The organism is Corynebacterium sp. HMSC05C01, assembly GCF_001807155.1.
GTDB classification, from domain to species: Bacteria; Actinomycetota; Actinomycetes; order Mycobacteriales; family Mycobacteriaceae; genus Corynebacterium; species Corynebacterium coyleae.
Window position 1 is genome coordinate 88,919 of the sequence record NZ_KV787954.1, and the last position, 20,358, is coordinate 109,276.

Below are 20,358 nucleotides of genomic sequence, written 5' to 3' on the forward strand. Positions count from 1 at the left end.
ACGAAACAGCAGCGAGGTAACACTTCATGGTTCAAGTCATTTGCGCCGGGATTCTTAGTTTCCTGGTCTCGATTTTTGTGACCCCGCTGCTCATTAGATATTTCCATCGCCGCGAGATGGGGCAGGAGATACGCAAGGACGGCCCGAAGTCGCACGCCCGCAAGCGTGGCACGCCAACAATGGGCGGCATCGCTATTTTGTTAGCAATCGCGCTTGGCTACGTCGGCGGCAGTCTCTCAGCCTTGGCTACGGGCCACACGGCGTTTACTGCCTCGGGCCTGATCGTGCTGGGGCTTACGCTGTCGCTCGGCCTCGTAGGTTTTGCCGATGATGGCATTAAGTTGTTCATGCACCGCAACCTTGGGCTCAATAAGACAGCGAAGCTTGTGGCGCAGTTTGTCATTTCGATCGCCTTCGGGCTGCTTATCTTGCAGTTCCCGGACGAGAACGGTCTGACACCTGGCTCGACGTTCTTGTCGTTCGTGCGCGACATCGACACGATCAACCTCGCCATCGGCGGGGGTGTGGTGGGGGCCATCATCTTCCTGGTGTTCATCTACATCCTGCTGGCCGCGTGGTCGAATGCAGTGAACCTGACTGACGGTCTCGACGGGTTGGCCGCTGGTACGACGGCACTTGTGATGGCTGCCTACTCGGGCATTACGTTCTGGCAGTTCCGTAACTCTTGTGACGCTGTCGCGACCGCTGGCTGTTACTCGGTGCGCGACCCGTTGGACCTGGCTATCCTCGCGGCGGCCGGTTTTGGTGCCTGCGTGGGTTTCCTGTGGTGGAATGCCGCACCCGCGAAGATCTTTATGGGGGATACTGGCTCGCTGGCACTCGGTGGCCTTGTTGCGGGCCTGTCGGTTGCTTCGCGCACCGAGTTGCTGATGGTTGTCATCGGCGCGTTGTTCGTCCTGGAGGCCGCCTCCGTGGTGATTCAGGTTGCGTCCTTCAAGACCACCGGCAAGCGAGTGTTCCGCATGGCGCCGTTCCACCACCACTTTGAAAACGGCGGCTGGCCAGAGACTGCCGTAGTGGTGCGTTTCTGGATCATCTCCGGGATGTCGGTCATGCTTGGCCTCGCGGCGTTTTATGGGGAGTGGCTCTCGTTGAAGGGAGCGGGCCTGTGACGCTGCCAGATCATGTTTTAGTCGCCGGTGCTGGTGTTTCTGGTCTCGGCGCAGCACACTTGCTGACGAAGGCGGGTGCGAATTGCACGGTTGTCGACGACAACCCGGATGGGCGCGCAGCCGCTACCGCAAAAGGCTTCGCGGTGTGTTCCAGCGCTGAAGCGCGCGAGCGCTTCGCTGACACTGGCCTTGTGGTCACCTCGCCCGGGTGGCGACCTGATACGCCATTGCTTGTCGACGCCACCGCCGCCGGCATCGACGTCATCGGCGATGTTGAACTGTGCTTCCGCCTTGACCGCGCCGGCGTGTTTGGCGCACCGCGGACGTGGCTCGTCGTCACGGGCACCAACGGCAAAACCACGACTACGGGCATGCTGGCGGCGATGATGACCGAAGTCGGCGCCGACTCCGGCCGTATCGCACGTGCCTGCGGCAACATCGGCACCGCGGTCGGAGAGGTGCTGCTTCTCGACGAACACGTCGATGTCCTCGTTGCCGAACTGTCCAGCTTCCAGCTGCACTGGTCCTCCGAGCTCGTGCCGGATGCTGGCGTGCTGCTGAACCTGGCTGAAGACCACATTGACTGGCACGGCTCGTTTGCGGAATACGCCGCGTCGAAGGCGAAGGTATTGCAAGCAACGCATGCGGTTGCAGGTATCGACGATACGGAGGTGCAGCGTTTAGCTGAGCAGACTGGTCGCGACGACATCATCGGGTTCACACTTCAAGAGCCTGGCGACAACCAGGTCGGTGTTTCGGGCGGCAGGATCGTGGCCAAACTCGGCGGCGAAACTATCGACGTTGCAAGTGCCGACGGCATCGAGCCCGCCGGAGCCGCCGGTCTGCTTGACGCACTCGCGGCCGCTGCGGTGGCGTTGACCCAGGGGGCCAAGCCGCATCACATCCAGCGGGCACTGGAGAAGTACCGCGTGGCCGGTCACCGTGGGGCGGTGGTGCACTCCGGCGGCGGTGTGGATTGGGTGGATAACTCCAAGGCCACGAACCCGCACGCGGCGGATTCTGCGCTCACCGGTGCGGGCACGGTGGTGTGGGTCGCGGGAGGACAGCTCAAAGGCGCTGCCGTCGACGGTGTCGTCAAAGCACACGCTGATCAGTTCCGCGCCGTTGCTCTGCTCGGTGTGGATCGTGAGCTCATCCGCGCGTCTGTCAACGCGGCCGCCCCGGACGTTCCGGTGTTTGTCTCTGACTCCACGGATCCGGAACAAGCCATGGATGAGGTTGTTGCGTGGGCGGCGACCCAGGCGCAGCCGGGCGATACGGTGCTGTTGGCGCCGGCTGCTGCGAGCTTGGATATGTTTTCGGGCATGTCAGCGCGTGGCGACGCCTTCGCAGCGGCAGCGATGCGACACTGGAGCCCGGATAACAAGTAAGCTCAACTTCACGTTGAGACTTCTCGAATGAAAGGGCAGCTGCATGGCGGTGCAACAGGGGACAACGCGGCGTGCCCCGCGATCGACCGAGCCAACCTCAAAATTGGCACTTAAGGTGCGCAAATTCGAGGAGTTTCTGGATTCCCGGCCGCTCATCGACTACACCATGATCCGCAGCATTGTCCTGGTGCTTGCAGGTCTTGGTGTGGTCATGGTGATGTCGTCGTCAATGGCGACGTCGTTCGCAGATTCCGAGAGCGTCTGGGGCGTGGCCATCCGCCAAACCGTCATGGTCATCGGTGGCCTGATCGCGTTTTGGGTGGCGCTGAAAACGCCGCCTGAGCGGCTGCGCAGCTTCTCCGCTGTCCTGATGGCCGCTTCCGTTATTTTGCTGATCTTGGTGCTCACGCCCTTGGGCACCGGCCGCGAAGAGGTAGGTTCCCAGTCGTGGATTGTGCTGGGCCCGCTGCGCCTGCAGCCATCGGAGGTGGCCCGTGTGGCTATCGCGATGTGGGGCGCGAAGGTGCTCGAACACAGAAATCCGCAACGTTTGTTCCAGGCCAACAACGGTTTCCTCGCGTTCTTTATCGTGGCTGCAATCTGTGTCGCGCTGATTGCCGCACAGGGCGACATGGGTATGGCTTTGTCGTTCGCGGTTGTGGTCGCCTTCATCCTGATCTTCGCGGGTGTGCCAAAGAAGGCAATCGTTTACCTGGGAATTGGTGGCGCGTTCTCACTGATTGTGGCGTTCTTGTCCGGAGGTTTCCGCTCTGCGCGTTTCCACGTGTACTTCGACGCACTGCGCGGCCACTTCGATGACACGCAAGGTATTGCGTTCCAGTCCCACCAAGGCTTTTTGTCGCTCGCAGACGGTCACATTTTCGGTGTCGGTCTTGGCCAGTCCCGCGCGAAGTGGTTCTACCTGCCTGAGGCACGCAACGACTTTATTTTCGCGATCATCGGCGAAGAGCTCGGCCTGTGGGGCGGCACCTTGGTTATTTCCCTGTTCGCCTTGCTCGGCTTTTTCGGTTTCCGTACCGCTCGGCGTGCGCAGTCGCAGTACCAGACGCTGATGGCGGCGGCGCTGACGGCAGCGGTTGTTTCGCAGGCGTTTGTCAACATCGGCTACGTCATCGGTCTGCTGCCGGTGACCGGCATTCAGCTGCCGATGCTCTCTGCCGGCGGTACCTCGGCGGTGATCACCCTGGGTGCGATGGGTGTGTTGGCAAACGTGGCTCGCCACGAGCCGGATGCGATTTCCGCGATGCAGAACTACGGCCGCCCAGTGTTCGACCGCATGCTTGGCGTCCAGGAGCCCCGTCCGATCACACAGCAACGCCAGCCTCGCGAGCACCCACGTGAGCAGGTACAGCGCAATCACCGCCCGACGGCGCCGGTGCGTCAAGCCACTGGTGGGCCGCGCCGCGTGCGTAGATAGCAGGAGGATTACATGAGTGAACTCAACGTCGTCTTGGCAGGCGGCGGCACCGCAGGCCATATTGAGCCGGCGCTCGCCGTGGGGGAGGTGTTGCGCGATCAGTTTGGCGCGAACGTCGTTGCGTTAGGCACCGAGCGTGGTTTGGAAACCACAATCGTTCCCGCCCGCGGGTTCGAGCTGGCGTTGATTGACCCGGTTCCCATCCCGCGCAAGAAGCCGTGGAAGCTGGCCACGGTGCCGGCGAAGTTGCTTCGTTCCGTGAATCAGGCGAAGCAAGCGATGAAATCTTCGGATGCTCAGGTGGTGCTCGGTACCGGAGGGTATGTGTCGGCGCCGGCATACTTGGCGGCGAAGTCGCTGCGGCTGCCGTTTTTCGTGCTGGAAACAAACGCGCTTGCGGGGATGGCGAACAAGCTTGGGGTCAAGCTCGGCGGCGTGGGCTTGAATGCGGTGGCGAACTCGGGCATGGCCGGCGACGTCGTCGGCATTCCGGTGCGTCCCGGTGTCGGGGTCGACCCGGATGGGGCAAAGCGTGAGCGTGGCCTACGCACGTGGGGGCTGGATCCGGAGAAGACGACTGTCCTCGTCACTGGTGGTTCCCAGGGTGCGGTGAGCATCAACACGGCGCTCGCCGATGCAGTGGAGCGCATCACCGCTGCCGGCCACCAGGTGCTGCACGCCTACGGGCGCAAGAACGACGCACCTGCACCCCACGATGGCTATACGGCTGTGCCGTACATCGACGACATGGAGGCGGCCTATGCGGTCGCAGATGTGGTGGTGTGCCGCTCGGGGGCGATGACGGTTGCGGAGAACTCTGCGGCCGGTGTGCCTGCGATTTACATCCCGCTGCCGCACGGTAACGGTGAGCAGGGGTTGAACTCTGCACACTTGGTGGCCACAGGGGCGGCATTGCGTATCGACGACGCGGAGCTGACCGGCGACGTACTCGTCGAGAAGCTGCTGCCTTTGTTGAATAACGACGACGTGCGCGCCGAGATGCGCCACGCTATTGCTCAATCCGGTGCCGGCAATGTTGCCGAGGACCTCGCGCGCCGCATTGCTGATGCGGCTGGAAAGGAAAACTGATGACGGATCTCTCACGCGTGCACCTCATTGGCATCGGCGGTGCCGGCATGTCGGGCGTGGCGCATATCTTGTTGGACCGAGGCGCAACCGTGACTGGCTCTGACGCGAAGGACTCCCGTCCGGTTCGGGCGCTGAAGGCCAAGGGCGCGAAGGTGGCGCTTGGCCACGACGAGGCCAACCTGCAGCTCTCAGGCGAGCTGCCCACCGCGGTGGTGACGAGCTTTGCTGCTATCCCGCAGGACAACCCGGAACTCGTCCGCGCCAAGCGGGAGGGTGTTCCGCTGCTGCGCCGCTCGGACCTGCTGGCCGAGTTGATGGAGGGCCGTACTCAGCTGTTGCTCGCTGGCACGCACGGCAAGACTTCGACGACGTCGATGGCGGTCGTGGCGTTGCAAGCAGCAGGGCAAGACCCGTCGTTCGCGATCGGCGGGCAACTCAACCGTGCTGGCACGAACGCTCATCACGGCCAGGGCGAGGTTTTTGTCGCGGAGGCCGACGAGTCGGACGCGTCGCTGTTGCGTTACTCCCCAGATGTCGCCGTGATTACGAACATTGAGCCGGATCACCTGGACTTCTACGGCACGCGTGAGGCGTATTTCAAGGTGTTCGATGATTTTGCGGACATTGCGAAGAACATCGTGGTGTGCCTTGATGACGAACACGCCGCAGCTTGCGGTGAGCGCGCAATCGAGCGTGGTCTGACGGTTTACGGATACGGCACTGAAGAAGCCGCGAAGCGCCACCCGAGCGTGCCGGCAGCGGCGGTGATTACCGAAGAGCGCCAGGAAGGCGAGCACACCGCAGTCGGTGTGCGTTTGCGCACGCCTGATGTCTCCGGCGAGGTCACCTACAGCATGGCTATCCCGGGCCGCCACATGGTGCTCAACTCGGCAGCAGCGCTGCTCGGTGGGGTACTCGTCGGCGCGAATCCGGAGAAGCTCGCCCAGGGGCTCAGCGAGTTCACGGGCGTGCGCCGTCGTTTCGAGTACAAAGGCAGCGTCGGCGAGACTCGCGTGTACGACGACTACGCCCACCACCCGACCGAGGTGGAGGCGGTGCTTACCGCGGCCCGCGACAAGGTGGAGGCAGAAGGCAACGGTGCGCGTGTGGTCGTGTGCTTCCAGCCGCACTTGTACTCGCGCACCCAGGAGTTCTCCAGCGAGTTTGCTAAGGCATTGTCGCTGGCAGACGAGTGCGTGCTGTTAGATATCTACGGTGCCCGTGAAACCCCGGTTGAGGGTGTGACTTCGCGCATTATTAGCGACGAAATGACCATCCCGGTGCACCTTGAACCGGACTTCTCTGCTGCTCCTGCAACCGTTGCGTCCGTGACCGAGCCGGGTGACTTGGTGCTCACGATGGGGGCGGGCAGTGTGACCATGCTGGCAGACGAGATCCTGGATGCGTTGGCGGGCAAGTAATGTCCACAAAAGTTCCCATGCCTGACTCAACCGAGGAGCAGCCGAAGCACCGGAAGATCCCGTACGGTGCGATCGCAGCAACGGTGGCCATTGTTGTGGCTGTGTGCGCGGCCGTGCCGTTCACGCCGCTGATGAGCGTGAACGATATTGCCGTCGAGGGGTCCGTGAACCTGCCCGAGGAGGAAGTACGCAACCTCACCGGGATTGATTACGGCACGCCGATAGGCAAGGTGAAGCCGCGCCGAGCCGCCGAGAATGTTGCCGCAAACCCCTGGGTGGATTCCGCAACAGTGTCGCGCGCGTGGCCGAACGGTGTCAGTGTGGAGATCACAGAGCATGATCCGGTGGCGTGGGTGGACATTGATGGCCAGCCGCACCTGATCGACCGGGAGGGCCGCGATTTCATCGTTGCGGCGCCGCCCGCAGGCGCTGTGGAGATCCAGGGGGTGGCCCAGGAGCGGTTTGCGCAGGCGGTGGAGGTGGCGTCGTCGATTAGCGATGTTGCCCGGCCTCGCGTCCGCGCGCTCAAAGCCAACGGTGACTACACCTACACGCTCGTGCTTGACGACGACCGCGTAGTCCAGTGGGGAGCTGCAACCGACAATGCGAATAAGGCGCTGGCGCTCGAAACCGTGCTCCAGTTGGAAGGCCACGAGTTCAATATTTCTAACCCCGAGTTGGTGACCTCGCGCTAAAACCCCAGGTCACAACCCTAAAGTACAGGTTTAGGGTTGTGACACGCCGGGGGAGAACACAAAAAATGCTTCGCTTTCAAACATGATGGGACGCAACTGAACACCCGAGTTTTGAAAGGCGAGACTTACGCTATGACTTCTCCCGCCAACTACCTCGCCATGATCCGCGTCGTCGGTGTCGGCGGGGGCGGCGTCAACGCTGTGAACCGAATGATTGAGGAGGGGTTGAAGGGCGTCGAATTCGTCGCCATCAACACTGACTCGCAGGCGCTGCTGTTTACCGATGCCGACACCAAGCTCGACATTGGTCGAGAAGCCACCCGTGGGCTGGGCGCAGGCGCGAACCCCGAGGTTGGCCGCACTTCCGCCGAGGACCACAAGCAGGAGATTGAGGAGTCCCTGAAGGGCTCCGACATGGTCTTCGTTACCGCAGGCGAAGGCGGCGGCACCGGTACTGGTGCGGCCCCGGTCGTCGCAGGTATTGCAAAGAAGATGGGCGCACTGACTATTGGTGTTGTGACCCGCCCGTTCACCTTTGAGGGCAAGCGCCGTACCCGCCAGGCGCTGGCTGGCATTGAGAACCTGAAGGAAGTTTGCGACACCGTCATCGTGATCCCGAACGACCGCCTCCTGCAGCTGGGAGACGCGGAGCTCTCCATGATGGAAGCGTTCCGCGCGGCTGACGAGGTGCTCTACAACGGTGTTCAGGGTATTACCAATCTGATCACCATCCCGGGCATGATCAACGTCGACTTTGCGGACGTGCGCTCCGTTATGGCTGACGCTGGCTCCGCGCTCATGGGCGTCGGCTCTGCGCGCGGCGAGAACCGTGTGATGACCGCAACTGAGCAGGCCATCAACTCCCCGCTGCTGGAGACCACCATGGAGGGCGCCAAGGGCGTGCTCATCTCCGTCGCCGGTGGCTCCGACCTCGGCCTGATGGAAGTTAACAACGCTGCTTCCATCGTGGAGGAGAAGGCCGACGACGATGCCAACATCATCTTCGGCACGATTATCGACGACAACCTGGGCGACGAGGTCCGCGTGACCATCATCGCCACCGGCTTCGACGAGAAGGCCAACGCTCGTCCTGCCGAGGACGCCCCGCAGGCAAGCGTCGTCGCTCCGGCCGAGGAGCTTGAGTCCCAGCCGGAGAAGCCGGCCGAGCCACGCACTGAGACCCGGACCGAGACCCGCGCCGAGCAGCCGTCGGAGAGCTACCAGGCTCGTCACCGCTACGAGCCAAACCGTGGCCTGTTTACGGACCGTGAGGACTCCCGTCCGCGCCGCGACGAGGAGTTCGGCGGCGGCTTCGACGACTTGGATGTGCCTGATTTCATGCGCTAGTTAGACTGGCTGGCATGCCAGATCTTTCCAACCGCCCCGTCCGCATGGTGTTTACTTCCCGTGCTGGCGGGGTTTCGCGTTCTCCGTACGATGCGTTCAACCTGGGAACGCATGTTGGCGACGACCCAGCCGACGTCGCTGCGAACCGCCAGCGTCTCGCCGACATCTTGGGCCTTCCCGCCGAGCGTTTCGTGTGGATGGAACAACTCCACACCAACACCGTCACCGTGGTCGACGGGCCCGCGGATGAGCCGGTTGCGGCCACTGACGCGATCGTGACTCGCGAGAAAAACCTCGCACTGTGCGTGCTGGTTGCGGACTGCACCCCCGTGCTGCTGTCCGACCACAGCGCAGGTGTGATCGCCGCAGCCCACGCGGGCCGTATGGGAGCGCGCAACGGCATTGTGCACCGCACCGTCGAGGAGATGGTGGCGCTTGGCGCAGCCCCGGAGCGTATCCAGGTGCTGCTCGGGCCGGCGGCGGCAGGTGAGTCCTATGAGGTGCCTGCCGAGATGGCTGCGGACGTCGAAAAGCATTTGCCCGGCTCGCGCACAACCACCAAGCAGGGGACCGCGGGCATCGACGTCCGTGCCGGGCTTGTGCGCCAACTGATGAGCATGGGCGTGACCCACATCGACGCAGATCCGCGCGATACCATCACCGATACCGATTTCTTCTCCCATCGCCGCGAGGGCGTCACCGGACGTCAGGCCGGCGTGATTTGGATGCCAGATGCATAACCTTGAAACCGTAACCAAGCAGATTCACGATGCTGAGCGCGCCGCCCGCCGCCCGGAAGGCAGCGTGCAACTCTTGCCCGTGACCAAATTCCACCCCGTTGAGCGCATTATTGAACTCGCCGAGGCAGGCATCACCCTCGTCGGTGAGAACCGCGAGCAGGAGGCCCGCGCGAAGGCTGAAGCTCTGGATGGGCGGTGCCAGATCGCCATGATCGGCCAGATCCAGTCCAAGAAAGCTAACGCCGTCGCGCGTTGGGCGGCTCAGGTCCACTCGCTCGACTCGGTCAAACTCGCCCACGGCCTTGACCGTGGCATGGCGCTTGCCCTCGAGCGCGGCGACCGCACCACAGCCATCCTGCCGTGCCTGATTCAGCTTTCCGACGACGGCGATACCGCCCGTGGCGGCGCCTCCTACGACGACGTGCCGGAAATCATCGAGGCAGTCGAAAACTCCGAGCATCTTCGCCTCGACGGGTTCATGGTCGTGCCCCCGTTGAACTCCGACCCCGAGACGGTGTTCCGCAGGGCACGTGCGCTTGTCGACGAGACCTCCGCCCACCTCGGCCGCGACCTCATCTTGTCGGCCGGTATGAGCGGGGACTTTGAGACAGCAATCGCGTGCGGATCCGATCTCGTGCGTGTCGGAACAGCGCTGCTTGGACCCCGCCCCGTAGGCTGACCTTCATCGCAAAACCACCCCCAAGGAGCCCCACTATGTCCTTCTTTGGCAGCGCAAAGGAATTCTTCGGCCTCGGTCCGATCGAGAACAACGAGGACGACGCCTACTTTGAGGATTCGCGCTACTCCGAAACTTCCTCGACTGCTGGCGCTGGCGCGTACGACCGTGCTGAGCGTCCGTCGCGTTATGAGCGTGACCACCGCGAGGTGTCGTCGACACGCGCCAGCTACCGTCCGACCCCGCGCATCGTCAACGTGTCTCCGCGTAATTACAACGATGCCAAGGAGATCGGCGAGCCGTTCCGCGATGGCGACGCCGTGGTGATGGACCTCACCGATCTGGACACCGCCGATGCAAAGCGCATCGTCGACTTCGCCGCCGGCCTATGCTTTGGCTTGCGTGGCAGCATGCACAACCTGTCCCGTGGCGAGGAGACCCGCAAGCGTCTGTTCGCGATCGTCCCGGAGCACGGCAATGTGGACAAGGAAGCGCTGAAGCGCTCCGCGGGCCTGCGCTAGACAACCTGTAGGGTGTGAACGCGTGGCACTTATCGGAGCAATTCTTTACGCCGTCATCGGCATCTACTCGCTGATTGTCGTCGTGCGCATCATCATTGAGATGATTCAGGCATTTTCGAAGCACTTCGACCCGCCCCACTGGTTCATCATGGTGGCGGAACCACTGTTCAAAATTACCGACCCTCCAGTGTTTGCATTACGCAAGCTCATCCCCCCGTTGAGGTTGAACGGGGGAGTAGGGCTCGATGTGAGCGTGATCGTGCTTTTCCTGGCACTTTCCCTGCTCCAGATGGTTATCCGGGCGACGATGATCGTTCCGGCACTGCATTAGCGCGCTGTCATGTGCGTTGTGTAGACGAAACAGTTACAATTCAGCAGACAAATTAAGTACGTTCCCGTAACGTGGGGCGCATTCGCGACCCGCAGACGCGGGTCCGTTACAAGAACATGAAGGGAACGCAAATGCCGTTGACGCCAGCTGACGTGCACAATGTCGCTTTCAGCAAGCCCCCGATTGGCAAGCGGGGCTACAACGAGGACGAAGTTGATCAGTTCCTCGACCTGGTTGAAGACGCGCTTGCACAGCTCCAGGATGAAAACGAAGAGCTCCGCGCACGACTCGAAGAGGGTGGCGCTGGCGTAGCGGCACCGGCAGCAGCCGGTTCTTCCGCAGACGAGGCTGCAATCCGCCGCGAGGTGGAGCAGAAGATCCGCGCTGACTACGAGGCGCAGCTGCGTTCCGCGAAGGAAGCCAAGGACAAGGCTGAGGCTGAGGCTAAGGCTGCCAAGGAAGATGCGGCAGCAGCCCGCAAGCAGGCTGAGGAAGCTCGCGCACAGGCTGCGAAGCGTCCGGCTGAAGGCGTGTCCAAGGCGGTCAACACCGCCCCGCAGAAGGCAGAGCCTTCGCAGGATTCGCACATCCAGGCTGCCAAGGTGCTCGGCCTTGCACAGGAGATGGCAGACCGTCTGACCAGCGATGCCCAGGCAGAGGCAACCTCCATGCTGGCAGACGCACGCAGCGCTGCCGAGCGCGAGGTGGCTGACGCCGAGGCGAAGTCGAAGAAGCAGCTGCAGGATGCTCAGACCCGCTCCCAGTCTCAGCTGCAGGAGGCGGAGACTCGCGCCAAGCAGCTCGTCGCCGAGGCCCAGAAGAAGGCCGAGGAGACCACTGGCGAGGCCGCTTCCCGCGCCGAGGCCCAGATCCGCCAAGCGGAGGAGAAGGCCAACAAGCTCAAGGCAGATGCAGAGCGCAAGCACACCGAGATTATGAACACGGTGAAGCAGCAGCAGACTGCGCTGGAGAATCGCATTGCGGAGCTGCGCACCTTCGAGCGCGAGTACCGTACTCGCCTGAAGACGCTGCTTGAGTCCCAGCTCGAGGAACTCGAGGCCCGCTCAACTACGGCGCCGAACGAGAAGTAAAACCTCAACGCCCGGGAGTGCTACACTTCCGGGCGTAACGCTTTGATCCGGCTATCACCGGGGAGCATTCCGGAAGAACGGCATTACGCTTATTAGAACCGGACGTTAAATGGGAAGACGTCACTTCCTTCACCACAAATGAAGTGGGGGCTTTCGCCCCAAGCAGGGTGGTACCGCGCAGCACATGCGTCCCTGCAGATTGTGTGTGGAGGAGTGTCATGGTTGGCAACGTCTACCCTAAGGTCGATATGACCGGAGGCAGCGACAAGTTTCCCGAGATGGAACGCGCTGTGCTCGACTACTGGAACAAGGATGAAACGTTCCAGGCATCGCTTGAGCAGCGTGAAGGTTGCGAAGAATACGTGTTCAATGACGGCCCGCCGTTTGCTAACGGTCTGCCTCACTACGGCCACCTGCTGACGGGCTACGTCAAGGACATCGTTCCGCGCTACCGCACGATGACTGGCTTCCATGTGCCGCGTGTGTTCGGCTGGGACTGCCACGGTCTGCCTGCGGAGCTTGAGGCGGAAAAGCAGCTCGGTATCACCGACAAGGCTCAGATCGAGGACATGGGCCTGGAGAAGTTCAACGAATACTGCGCGAAGTCCGTCATGAACTACGCCGGCGAGTGGGAAGAGTACGTCACCCGTCAGGCTCGTTGGGTGGACTTTGAGAACGGCTACAAGACCATGGACCCGGAGTACATGGAATCCGTCATGTGGGCGTTCAAGGAGCTCTACGACAAGGGCTTGATCTACCAGGGCTTCCGTGTGCTGCCGTACTCCTGGGCAGAGCACACGCCGCTGTCCAACCAGGAGACGCGTCTCGACGATTCCTACCGCGACCGCCAGGACCCTACCGTCACCGTCACCATGCCGTTCACCGGCGGGCGCGCCGGCTACGCTGCGGAGAAGACGTGGGCTGAGCACCCTGAACTGCACGATGCGGCTGCGATCGCCTGGACCACTACGCCGTGGACGCTGCCGTCGAACTTGGCGTTGGCGGTTCACCCGGAGGTTGAGTACTCGTTGGTGAAGCCGGGGGATGAGGGTGTCGTCGATACGCCATTGCTCTTGGCGACGAACCTGCTCGGCGCATACGCGAAGGAACTCGGCGAGTACGAGGTCATCTCCACGTTCACCGGCGCCCAGCTCGAGGGCCTGGAGTACGAGCCGGTATTCGATTACTTCCGCGATCATGAGAACGCGTTCATGGTGCTTAACGCGGACTACGTCACCACCGAGGACGGCACCGGTGTCGTCCACCAGGCGCCCGCCTTCGGTGAAGACGATATGTTCACCTGCCAGGACTACGGCATCGATTTGGTCATCCCCGTCGACGCCGACGGCAAGTTCACCTCGCTGGTTCCGGACTACGAAGGCAAGTTGGTCTTCGACGCGAACCGCGACATCATCCGCGACCTGCGCGCCAAGGGCCGTGTCGTGCGTGACCAGACCATCGTCCACTCTTACCCGCACTCCTGGCGCTCCGGCGAGCCACTGATCTACATGGCGCTGCCGGCTTGGTTTGTGAAGGTCACGGACATCCGCGACCGCATGGTCGAGCTCAACCAGGAGATCGACTGGATCCCGTCGCACATCCGCGATGGCCAGTTTGGCAAGTGGCTCGAAGGCGCTCGCGATTGGAACATTTCGCGTACCCGCTACTGGGGCTCCCCGGTGCCGGCGTGGGTATCCGATAACCCGGAGTACCCGCGCGTGGATGTCTACGGTTCCCTCGATGAGCTCGAGCGTGACTTCGGTGAGCGCCCCAAGTCGCTGCACCGTCCGCACATTGATGAACTGGTGCGTCCGAACCCGGACGACCCGACCGGTAAGTCCATGATGCGCCGCGTGCCGGACGTGCTCGACTGCTGGTTCGAATCCGGCTCTATGCCGTTTGCGCAGTACCACTACCCGTTTGAGAACCGCGAGGAGCACGACGCTCGCCAGCCGGCTGACTTCATCGTCGAGTACTCGGGCCAGACCCGTGGCTGGTTCTACGTCCAGCACGTGCTGTCTACCGCGCTGTTCGACCGTGTGGCGTACAAGAAGGTCGTCGCCCACGGCATCGTGCTTGGTTCCGACGGCCAGAAGATGTCCAAGTCCAAGGGCAACTACCCGAACGTCAACGAGGTTTTCGACCGCGACGGTTCCGACGCGATGCGTTGGTTCCTGATGTCTTCGCCGATCCTGCGTGGTGGCAACCTGATCGTCACTGAGCAGGGCATCCGCGAGGGCGTGCGCCAGGCGCTGCTGCCGATCTGGAACGCGTACACCTTCCTGCAGCTGTACTCCTCTGAGGACGCTCAGTGGTCGGTGGATTCCGACAACGTGCTCGACCGTTACATCCTGGCCAAGACCCACGACTTGGTTGAGGCCGTGGGCGAGGCTCTCGACGACACGCGCATCGCCGATGCTTGCGATGAGGTGCGTCGCTTCGCGGACACCCTGACCAACTGGTACGTGCGTCGCTCCCGTGATCGTTTCTGGGAAGGCCAGGAGGCGCACCCGGAGGCGTTCAATACGCTTTACACGGTGCTTGAAGTCGTGACCCGTACCGTCGCGCCGTTGCTGCCGTACATCTCTGAGGTGATCTGGCGTGGCCTGACCGGTGGCCGTTCCGTGCACCTGACTGACTTCCCGAAGGCAGACAACCTGCCGGCGGATGCTGACCTGGTCGCTGCGATGGATGCGACGCGTGCGGTGTGTTCGGCGGCGTCGTCGGTACGCAAGGCGAACAAGCTGCGTAACCGTCTTCCACTGCCGAAGCTCACTGTTGCTCTGCCAGAGGCTGATCTACTTGAGCCGTTCCGCTCCACCATTCGCGACGAGGTGAATGTCAAGGACGTTGAGCTCACCGCGGATGTGGACTCGGCTGGTTCGTTCGAGGTCGTCGTTAATGCGAAGGTTGCTGGTCCGAAGCTGGGCAAGGATGTCCAGCGCGCGATCAAGAACGTCAAGGCTGGCAACTATGAGCGTCGTGGCGACGACGTTGTGGTCGACGGCGACATCGTGCTGACTCCGGAGCTCTACACCGAGCGTCTCGTCGCCGAGAACCCGGAGAGCACTGCGCGTGTCGACGCCGACGCCGCCGTCGGCCTCGTCGTCCTGGACACCAACGTCACTGAGGAACTCGAGGCTGAAGGCTGGGCCGCCGATGTCATCCGTGGCCTGCAGGATGCGCGCAAGCGTGAGGGCCTTGAGGTCTCCGATCGCATTGCGGTTGTGCTTGCGGTGCCGGCTGAGAAGGAGGAGTGGGCTCGTCGTCACGCAGAGCACATCGCCGCTGAAACGTTGGCAACCTCCTTCGATGTGGTCACCGAACCAGTCGAAGGCCATGATGTTGTCGACGGTGTGACCGCCACCGTTCGCAAGAATTAGGCGCTGACGGACTATGCCGCTGCATAGTGGATCCTGACCCGGACCACTATGCAGCGGCATAGTGTTTTTAGGGGCTAGCCGTGAAGCGTGAGGCCCCAGTGCTGCATTGCGCCGGCGATTTCCATGCCGCTGGTGAGCGTCTTGTTGTAGTCGCTGCCGTTCGACGTCACCCCTAGTGCCCATGCGTCCGTGCCGTCGAACGCGAAGATCGCGCCTCCGGAATCGCCTCTGTCAGCGATGTTGCGAAACACGAATTGGCCGGCCCTATCTACCTCGACGAATTTGCCGCAGGAGTAGCCAGTGGTGGCACCGAGACGGCAAATGGTCATGTTGCCTTGCCCCGCTTGGGCTGGGGTGATCCAGCCCTTCAATCGGGAATTTACGGGCAGTGCGGAATCCACGTACGGCTTGGCATCGTCGTAAATCTCAATCAGTCCGATGTCGGTGCCGATAAAGCCCGTGTTGTCGCGCTCGTAGAAGGATTCGACCATCTCGCCCACAACCAGTGACCCGCCGTATTGGTCATTGACGTAGAACTGGTCACCCACATCGCCGCAGTGCCCGGCAGTAACGATGAATGTGCGGTTTTCCCGCGACGCGATAAAACCAGTAGAGCAGTAGCTTTTGTTCACGTTGTAAATCTTCGCGCCAGGTACAACCTTGCCCGGAGCCTCGAGAAACAGCCAGTCCTGTTTGTTGTGATAGTAAATGCCCAGGTTGTCGTCCCTGCCGGTTACTCCCGCGCCGTTGTTTCGTGGGTCGATGCGCTGCGGGTCCACGGCCTGCGCCTGTGGTTGCTGCGGCTGTGCGTGCTGTCGCTGTGCTTGCCTTGTGGGGCTGGATTCCGATTGCGGGGCGAGAAAGTTCTCGGGAGGGAAATAAAAATTGCTCACTTGGGCGTCGGAGTCGTCGATCCTGCAACGGAATGTGAATTCACCGATGTATTCGTCATTGCTGAGAAAACCGGAGATCTCGCTGTCGAACGACTGTCCCGTGATTGCGTCGGTGGGCACCTCGTGTGCATAGACCGTTAGGGCGTCGTAGGCAACGCCGTCGGCGGTGGACGCGTTTCTGGCGGCGTTCTGACATAATTCGGCGACCTCAGTCGGTGTCAGTTTGGTCTCGGGAGCATCGGCGGCGATATCTTCTGCACCGGAACAGGCAGTGAGCGCAGTGAGCGTGGTCGCGGATGCGAGCGCTACCGAGATTAACGTTTGGATGATCTTCACAGATGTCATGGTGACACATCGTGGCGACGAATGTGTCGACTATGCAGCGGCATAGTTTTTCGAACAAAGAACCGCCGTCTGCTCCAAACTATGCAGCGGCATAGTGAAAAAGCTGCGCAGCCAAGGTGGGGGAATGGCCTCTTTGGGTAGATTTGAGGAAAACTATTGACTCGAACACCTATACGATATATAAAGGTGTCAATGTTTGTAAACAAGGGGTGTGAACATGACAGTTGCAGTGAGCCAGTGGGTGGCTGATCGAACGAATGATTTGTCGGCAGAGGTGCTCGAAGACCGGATTAAGGTCAACCACCTTTCGGCCAATCACCATCGTGCGCGGATGCTTGAAGCAGTCGGGCAGTTCGATGAGCAGGATCTCGCGTCGCAGTATGGGGAGAAGTCGACCGCGACGTGGTTGCGTAGGGAACTCAACCTGCCCGAACCGACGGCCTTTGAGTATGTGAGGGTTGCCCGGGGCCTGCGCAGGTATCGCCGGTTATTCGAGGCGTTTGAGTCTGGGGTGATGCCGTATTCGACGGTTCGTTTTGTCCTGCAGTTTCTGGACGAGCAAAACGAAGAGGAGCTTGTCGCTCTTGCGTTGTCTCTGGCGTTTTCGGACCTGAAACTTGTGCTCGCCGGTGCCGGGCCGAAAGACGATGAGCCGACCGAGCCCTTCGCCCGGGCCAGCGAGTGCGACGATGGCATGCTTGCGTTCGAGGCCCGTCTTCCCGCCGTGGCTGGGCAGAAACTTCTGACCGCGCTGAAAATGGCGCAGTTGGCCAGTTTTGGTCTGGAGGACGTCGATCCGGAGGATCTCAACGATCCTGAAAAGGTGCAACTGCTTATCGACGACGCCACCAACGCCAAGGATGCTGTCGCCTCTGAGCAGGATCGCGAACCACGGAAACGGACAAAGATCACCGCCGAAGACATCGCGAAGACGGTTTCGCGCTACGGGCCTCCGGAGAAACAGGACGTTTACGCAGCGTTGCTGGCCATGGTGGATATGGTGCGGGCTCACCCGATTAGTCCGCTTCGTAGCCCCGGTGTGCAGGTCAATCTCATGGTGAATCAGGGCGGGGGCTGTTGGATGCCCGAAAACCGTGCCGCACGGTCAGAGGATGTGCGAAGCTACCTTGCTAACGCCGTGGTGCGGTTGCACTTGATGGACAAACATGGGCTGACCATCAACGTCGGCCGTGCACAGCGGTTCGCCACTGACGGCCAGGTGCAGGCGTTGCTAGCAACGTGGGGGTATCAATGTGCCATGCCTGGGTGCTCGCATCGCCGGTTTATTGAGATCCACCACATCCGAGAATGGGAGCATGGTGGCTCGACCAACATGGATAACCTCATTCCACTGTGCTCGAGTTGTCACTCGCAGGTTAGCCACGGGACGATCACAATTGAAAGCAGGGGAACCGACCTGTTCTTCACGTTTAACGATGGTGCGCGGTTTGTTTCCCGCGGGCGAGGGTTGCCGCGTCGCCTGGATTTCATCACGGGTACCTCATTCGATGAATGACGAAATTGGAACTCGGCGGTAGCGGTGGTGCACAGTGGTGGCATGACTCGCTGGGTGCTGCATATCGACATGGACGCGTTCTACGCGTCATGTGAGCAGCTCACCCGTCCCACGCTGAAAGGGCGGCCAGTGCTCGTTGCGGGTGTGACCGGCCGCGGGGTCGTGGCGGGCGCCAGTTACGAGGCAAGAAAGTATGGGGCGCGCTCCGCCATGCCAACACACCGGGCGGCACGTCTGGTGGGGCCAAAAGCAGTTCTTGTGGCACCCCGGCGGGAGGTGTACACGACCGCGTCGAGGCGAGTGTTCGAGGTGATTAGCAAGCACGTTGATGTGGTGGAGCAACTGTCCATCGATGAAGCCTTCATGGAGCCAGCTGAGCTCATTGGTGCTACCCCTGACGAGGTGCGTGAGTGGGCGAACCAGTTGCGCGCGGAGATCAAGGAGGAGACTGGCTTGCCGAGCTCGATCGGAGCTGGGGCGGGCAAGCAATACGCCAAGATTGGTTCGGGCCGCGCGAAACCGGACGGAGTGTTTGTCATCCCGCATGAAGAACAGTTAGAGATCCTGCATCCGATGCCGGTCAATGAGTTGTGGGGTGTGGGGCCGGTGACGGAGGCGAAGTTAGCGTCGGCGGGGATCGAGACGATTGGGGATTTGGCGGCGCTGACCGAGAAAGAACTCGATATCGCGATTGGTGGTGCGGTGGGCAAGCAGCTGTGGTGGCTTGCTCGCGGTGTGGATGAGCGGCCGGTTGCCCCGCGTGCTGTGGCGAAGCAGATCTCCTCCGAGCACACCTACCCGAACGATTTAACCCAGCCGTCGGAGGTAGACACTGCGCTGGAACGTGCGGCAGCGGATTCGCATCGACGGTTGCTCAAGGACGGGAGAGGGGCTCGCACGGTGACAGTGAAGCTGCGGATGGCGGACTTTCGCATCGAATCCCGCTCGGCGACCCTGCCGTATGCAACCGACGATGCGGAAACCCTGCTCGCAACGGCGTTTCGACTGGTGCGTTACCCGGACGAAGTCGGGCCAATCAGGCTTGTGGGGGTGTCGTATTCGGGCCTGGAGGATGCGCTGCAGGATGTGTTGTTTCCGGAGTTGGATCAGGAGATTGTGAAGCCGGCGCCGGTGGCGGAGGACTACGAAACTGGGGTGAGTGATCATGCCGCACCGGCTGGACTCGAGGTGGTCTCAGAGATGGGAGACACGCCAGGGCAGTGGCGGGCTACCCAGGACGTGTTTCACCCTGAGTTTGGGCACGGTTGGGTGCAAGGGGCCGGCAAAGGGTGGGTCACGGTGCGGTTTGAAACTCGCGCGACGGGGCCTGGCAGGGTCAAGAGCTTGCGTAGCGACGATCCCGCGCTCGTCCCGGCCGACCCCGTCGATTCGTTGGCGTGGGAGGACTGGCTGTCAGAGCAGTGAGCTGGGATTCACACCGGTGGCCAGGGCGGTGAGCAGTGCGATACGAGCTTGGCCGGGGGAGAGATGGCCGGCGGGCAGCGCGCCGAGGTCGCCGAGGGTAAAACCGCCACCTGCGCCGCCGTAGGCGAAGGTCACTGCACCGTAGGGGGCAGAAGTGGCAATCACTACGGGGATGCCGCGGCGCAGCATGTCGCGAAGTGCTTCGCCGGTGCCGTCGGAGACGTTGCCGGCACCGAGGGCCTCGACAATGACGCCGTCGGGGGACTTCGAGGCGACAAGATGTGCAACGGTGCCGTCGTCACCCGGCCACGCACGCAGGATCGGCACGAACAAGCCATCCAATGGCGCAGCGGGGACAGGCATAGGTCGGCGCAGTGAAACGGGGACGTCGAAGGCGTCCAGATCGGTAGTGTGCCGCTTGCGTAGGCCGCGTGCAGGCAAGGTTGCGCCACCGAAGTGAACGAAGGCGCCACCGCCGCGTTGGGTGGCGGCCACCTCGATCGCGCCACGCAGGTTCGCGGGCCCGTCAGGGTGGGGATGATCGGCGGAGCGCATCGCACCGGTCAACACGACGGGCCGTTCATCGCGGTGGACGAGTTCTAACGCGAGGGCGGTTTCTGCCAAGGAGTCGGTGCCGTGGGTGATGACGAGGCCGGTGAGGGTGTCGTCGTGAAGCAATGCGCTAGTGAGCGCACGAAGGCGGTCGATGTCGGCGAGCCCCATTGACGACGAATCCAGACTCGCAATCTCCCGAGTTTGCACGTCACGGGTGGTTTCGCTACGGGCGACAAGTTCGTCGGCGGACAGGGTGGGCACCAGTGCGCCGGAGACATCGGCGGTGGAGGCGATGGTGCCTCCGGTGGAGACAACGTAGACGGTCATGTGCACCAGAGTGCCAGAAATGGGCTTCAGTGCAGTAACGT

The 20,358-nt window shown here is 62.0% G+C and carries 17 protein-coding genes; 15 read left to right on the top strand and 2 right to left on the bottom strand.

Annotation, left to right across the window (positions count from 1 at the left end; all coding sequences use genetic code 11):
* Window positions 1–26 precede the first annotated feature (26 nt).
* From mraY to ileS, 13 genes are all read left to right on the top strand, one after another.
* The gene (gene mraY, locus HMPREF3145_RS05230; RefSeq protein ID WP_070422191.1) at window positions 27–1,133 is read left to right on the top strand and encodes a phospho-N-acetylmuramoyl-pentapeptide-transferase; all 1,107 of its coding nucleotides are present in this window, start codon (window positions 27–29) and stop codon (window positions 1,131–1,133) included.
* Window positions 1,130–2,524 carry a UDP-N-acetylmuramoyl-L-alanine--D-glutamate ligase gene (gene murD / locus HMPREF3145_RS05235; protein ID WP_210384153.1) on the top strand — a complete coding sequence of 465 codons (1,395 nt, stop codon included), beginning with the start codon at window positions 1,130–1,132 and terminating at the stop codon, window positions 2,522–2,524. Before mraY ends, murD begins: the two co-directional genes overlap by 4 nt.
* 43 nt (window positions 2,525–2,567) lie before the next feature.
* Complete coding sequence (locus HMPREF3145_RS05240; protein WP_070422193.1) at window positions 2,568–3,962, top strand: FtsW/RodA/SpoVE family cell cycle protein; 1,395 nt, start codon at window positions 2,568–2,570, stop codon at window positions 3,960–3,962.
* 12 nt (window positions 3,963–3,974) lie between these two features.
* Entirely contained in the window at window positions 3,975–5,051 is a 1,077-nt protein-coding gene (murG, locus tag HMPREF3145_RS05245; RefSeq protein ID WP_070422194.1) for an undecaprenyldiphospho-muramoylpentapeptide beta-N-acetylglucosaminyltransferase, read from the top strand.
* Window positions 5,051–6,472, top strand: a complete 1,422-nt coding sequence (gene murC, locus HMPREF3145_RS05250) for a UDP-N-acetylmuramate--L-alanine ligase (RefSeq protein WP_070422195.1) — start codon at window positions 5,051–5,053, stop codon at window positions 6,470–6,472. Before murG ends, murC begins: the two co-directional genes overlap by 1 nt.
* A gap of 17 nt (window positions 6,473–6,489) precedes the next feature.
* The gene (locus HMPREF3145_RS05255) at window positions 6,490–7,167 is read left to right on the top strand and encodes a cell division protein FtsQ/DivIB (RefSeq protein ID WP_070422196.1); all 678 of its coding nucleotides are present in this window, start codon (window positions 6,490–6,492) and stop codon (window positions 7,165–7,167) included.
* A gap of 132 nt (window positions 7,168–7,299) precedes the next feature.
* A complete protein-coding gene (ftsZ, locus tag HMPREF3145_RS05260; RefSeq protein WP_070422197.1) occupies window positions 7,300–8,514 on the top strand; it encodes a cell division protein FtsZ in 1,215 nt (404 codons plus the stop codon).
* Window positions 8,515–8,528: 14 nt separating this feature from the next.
* The gene (pgeF, locus tag HMPREF3145_RS05265) at window positions 8,529–9,254 is read left to right on the top strand and encodes a peptidoglycan editing factor PgeF (RefSeq protein ID WP_070422198.1); all 726 of its coding nucleotides are present in this window, start codon (window positions 8,529–8,531) and stop codon (window positions 9,252–9,254) included.
* Window positions 9,247–9,933 (top strand): YggS family pyridoxal phosphate-dependent enzyme, encoded by a 687-nt coding sequence (locus HMPREF3145_RS05270; protein ID WP_070422199.1) that lies wholly within the window; start codon window positions 9,247–9,249, stop codon window positions 9,931–9,933. The genes pgeF and HMPREF3145_RS05270 overlap by 8 nt, the downstream gene beginning before the upstream one ends.
* Window positions 9,934–9,968: 35 nt before the next feature.
* Window positions 9,969–10,451, top strand: coding sequence for a cell division protein SepF (locus tag HMPREF3145_RS05275; RefSeq protein WP_070422200.1), 483 nt, complete (start codon window positions 9,969–9,971; stop codon window positions 10,449–10,451).
* Between the two features lie 22 nt (window positions 10,452–10,473).
* Window positions 10,474–10,782: a YggT family protein gene (locus HMPREF3145_RS05280; RefSeq protein ID WP_070422201.1), complete on the top strand. Its 309-nt coding sequence runs from the start codon at window positions 10,474–10,476 to the stop codon at window positions 10,780–10,782.
* 131 nt (window positions 10,783–10,913) lie between these two features.
* Window positions 10,914–11,873 (top strand): DivIVA domain-containing protein, encoded by a 960-nt coding sequence (locus HMPREF3145_RS05285; protein ID WP_070422202.1) that lies wholly within the window; start codon window positions 10,914–10,916, stop codon window positions 11,871–11,873.
* Between the two features lie 218 nt (window positions 11,874–12,091).
* The gene (ileS, locus tag HMPREF3145_RS05290; RefSeq protein WP_070422203.1) at window positions 12,092–15,256 is read left to right on the top strand and encodes an isoleucine--tRNA ligase; all 3,165 of its coding nucleotides are present in this window, start codon (window positions 12,092–12,094) and stop codon (window positions 15,254–15,256) included.
* Between the two features lie 74 nt (window positions 15,257–15,330).
* On the opposite strand, the gene HMPREF3145_RS05295 is transcribed toward ileS, so the two are convergent.
* Entirely contained in the window at window positions 15,331–16,494 is a 1,164-nt protein-coding gene (locus HMPREF3145_RS05295; protein WP_070422204.1) for a S1 family peptidase, read from the bottom strand.
* Between the two features lie 217 nt (window positions 16,495–16,711).
* Between HMPREF3145_RS05295 and HMPREF3145_RS05300 the strand changes: the two genes are divergently transcribed.
* Both HMPREF3145_RS05300 and HMPREF3145_RS05305 read left to right on the top strand, forming a co-directional pair.
* Window positions 16,712–18,010, top strand: a complete 1,299-nt coding sequence (locus tag HMPREF3145_RS05300; protein ID WP_070422205.1) for an HNH endonuclease signature motif containing protein — start codon at window positions 16,712–16,714, stop codon at window positions 18,008–18,010.
* A gap of 42 nt (window positions 18,011–18,052) precedes the next feature.
* Entirely contained in the window at window positions 18,053–19,435 is a 1,383-nt protein-coding gene (locus tag HMPREF3145_RS05305; protein WP_070422206.1) for a DNA polymerase IV, read from the top strand.
* On the opposite strand, the gene HMPREF3145_RS05310 is transcribed toward HMPREF3145_RS05305, so the two are convergent.
* A complete protein-coding gene (locus HMPREF3145_RS05310) occupies window positions 19,424–20,317 on the bottom strand; it encodes an asparaginase (RefSeq protein ID WP_070422379.1) in 894 nt (297 codons plus the stop codon). The two genes, HMPREF3145_RS05305 and HMPREF3145_RS05310, sit on opposite strands and share 12 nt — an antisense overlap.
* Between the last annotated feature and the right edge of the window lie 41 nt (window positions 20,318–20,358).

Bases quoted from the DNA above. Each gene is read 5' to 3' on its own strand.
- HMPREF3145_RS05285 (WP_070422202.1), top strand. From the start codon at position 10,914: ATGCCGTTGACGCCAGCTGACGTGCACAATGTCGCTTTCAGCAAGCCC.
- murG (WP_070422194.1), top strand. From the start codon at position 3,975: ATGAGTGAACTCAACGTCGTCTTGGCAGGCGGCGGCACCGCAGGCCAT.
- HMPREF3145_RS05240 (WP_070422193.1), top strand. From the start codon at position 2,568: ATGGCGGTGCAACAGGGGACAACGCGGCGTGCCCCGCGATCGACCGAG.
- HMPREF3145_RS05275 (WP_070422200.1), top strand. From the start codon at position 9,969: ATGTCCTTCTTTGGCAGCGCAAAGGAATTCTTCGGCCTCGGTCCGATC.
- HMPREF3145_RS05295 (WP_070422204.1), bottom strand. From the start codon at position 16,494: ATGACATCTGTGAAGATCATCCAAACGTTAATCTCGGTAGCGCTCGCA.
- murC (WP_070422195.1), top strand. From the start codon at position 5,051: ATGACGGATCTCTCACGCGTGCACCTCATTGGCATCGGCGGTGCCGGC.
- HMPREF3145_RS05255 (WP_070422196.1), top strand. From the start codon at position 6,490: ATGCCTGACTCAACCGAGGAGCAGCCGAAGCACCGGAAGATCCCGTAC.
- HMPREF3145_RS05270 (WP_070422199.1), top strand. From the start codon at position 9,247: ATGCATAACCTTGAAACCGTAACCAAGCAGATTCACGATGCTGAGCGC.
- ftsZ (WP_070422197.1), top strand. From the start codon at position 7,300: ATGACTTCTCCCGCCAACTACCTCGCCATGATCCGCGTCGTCGGTGTC.
- pgeF (WP_070422198.1), top strand. From the start codon at position 8,529: ATGCCAGATCTTTCCAACCGCCCCGTCCGCATGGTGTTTACTTCCCGT.
- HMPREF3145_RS05310 (WP_070422379.1), bottom strand. From the start codon at position 20,317: ATGACCGTCTACGTTGTCTCCACCGGAGGCACCATCGCCTCCACCGCC.
- HMPREF3145_RS05300 (WP_070422205.1), top strand. From the start codon at position 16,712: ATGACAGTTGCAGTGAGCCAGTGGGTGGCTGATCGAACGAATGATTTG.
- ileS (WP_070422203.1), top strand. From the start codon at position 12,092: ATGGTTGGCAACGTCTACCCTAAGGTCGATATGACCGGAGGCAGCGAC.
- HMPREF3145_RS05305 (WP_070422206.1), top strand. From the start codon at position 18,053: ATGACTCGCTGGGTGCTGCATATCGACATGGACGCGTTCTACGCGTCA.
- mraY (WP_070422191.1), top strand. From the start codon at position 27: ATGGTTCAAGTCATTTGCGCCGGGATTCTTAGTTTCCTGGTCTCGATT.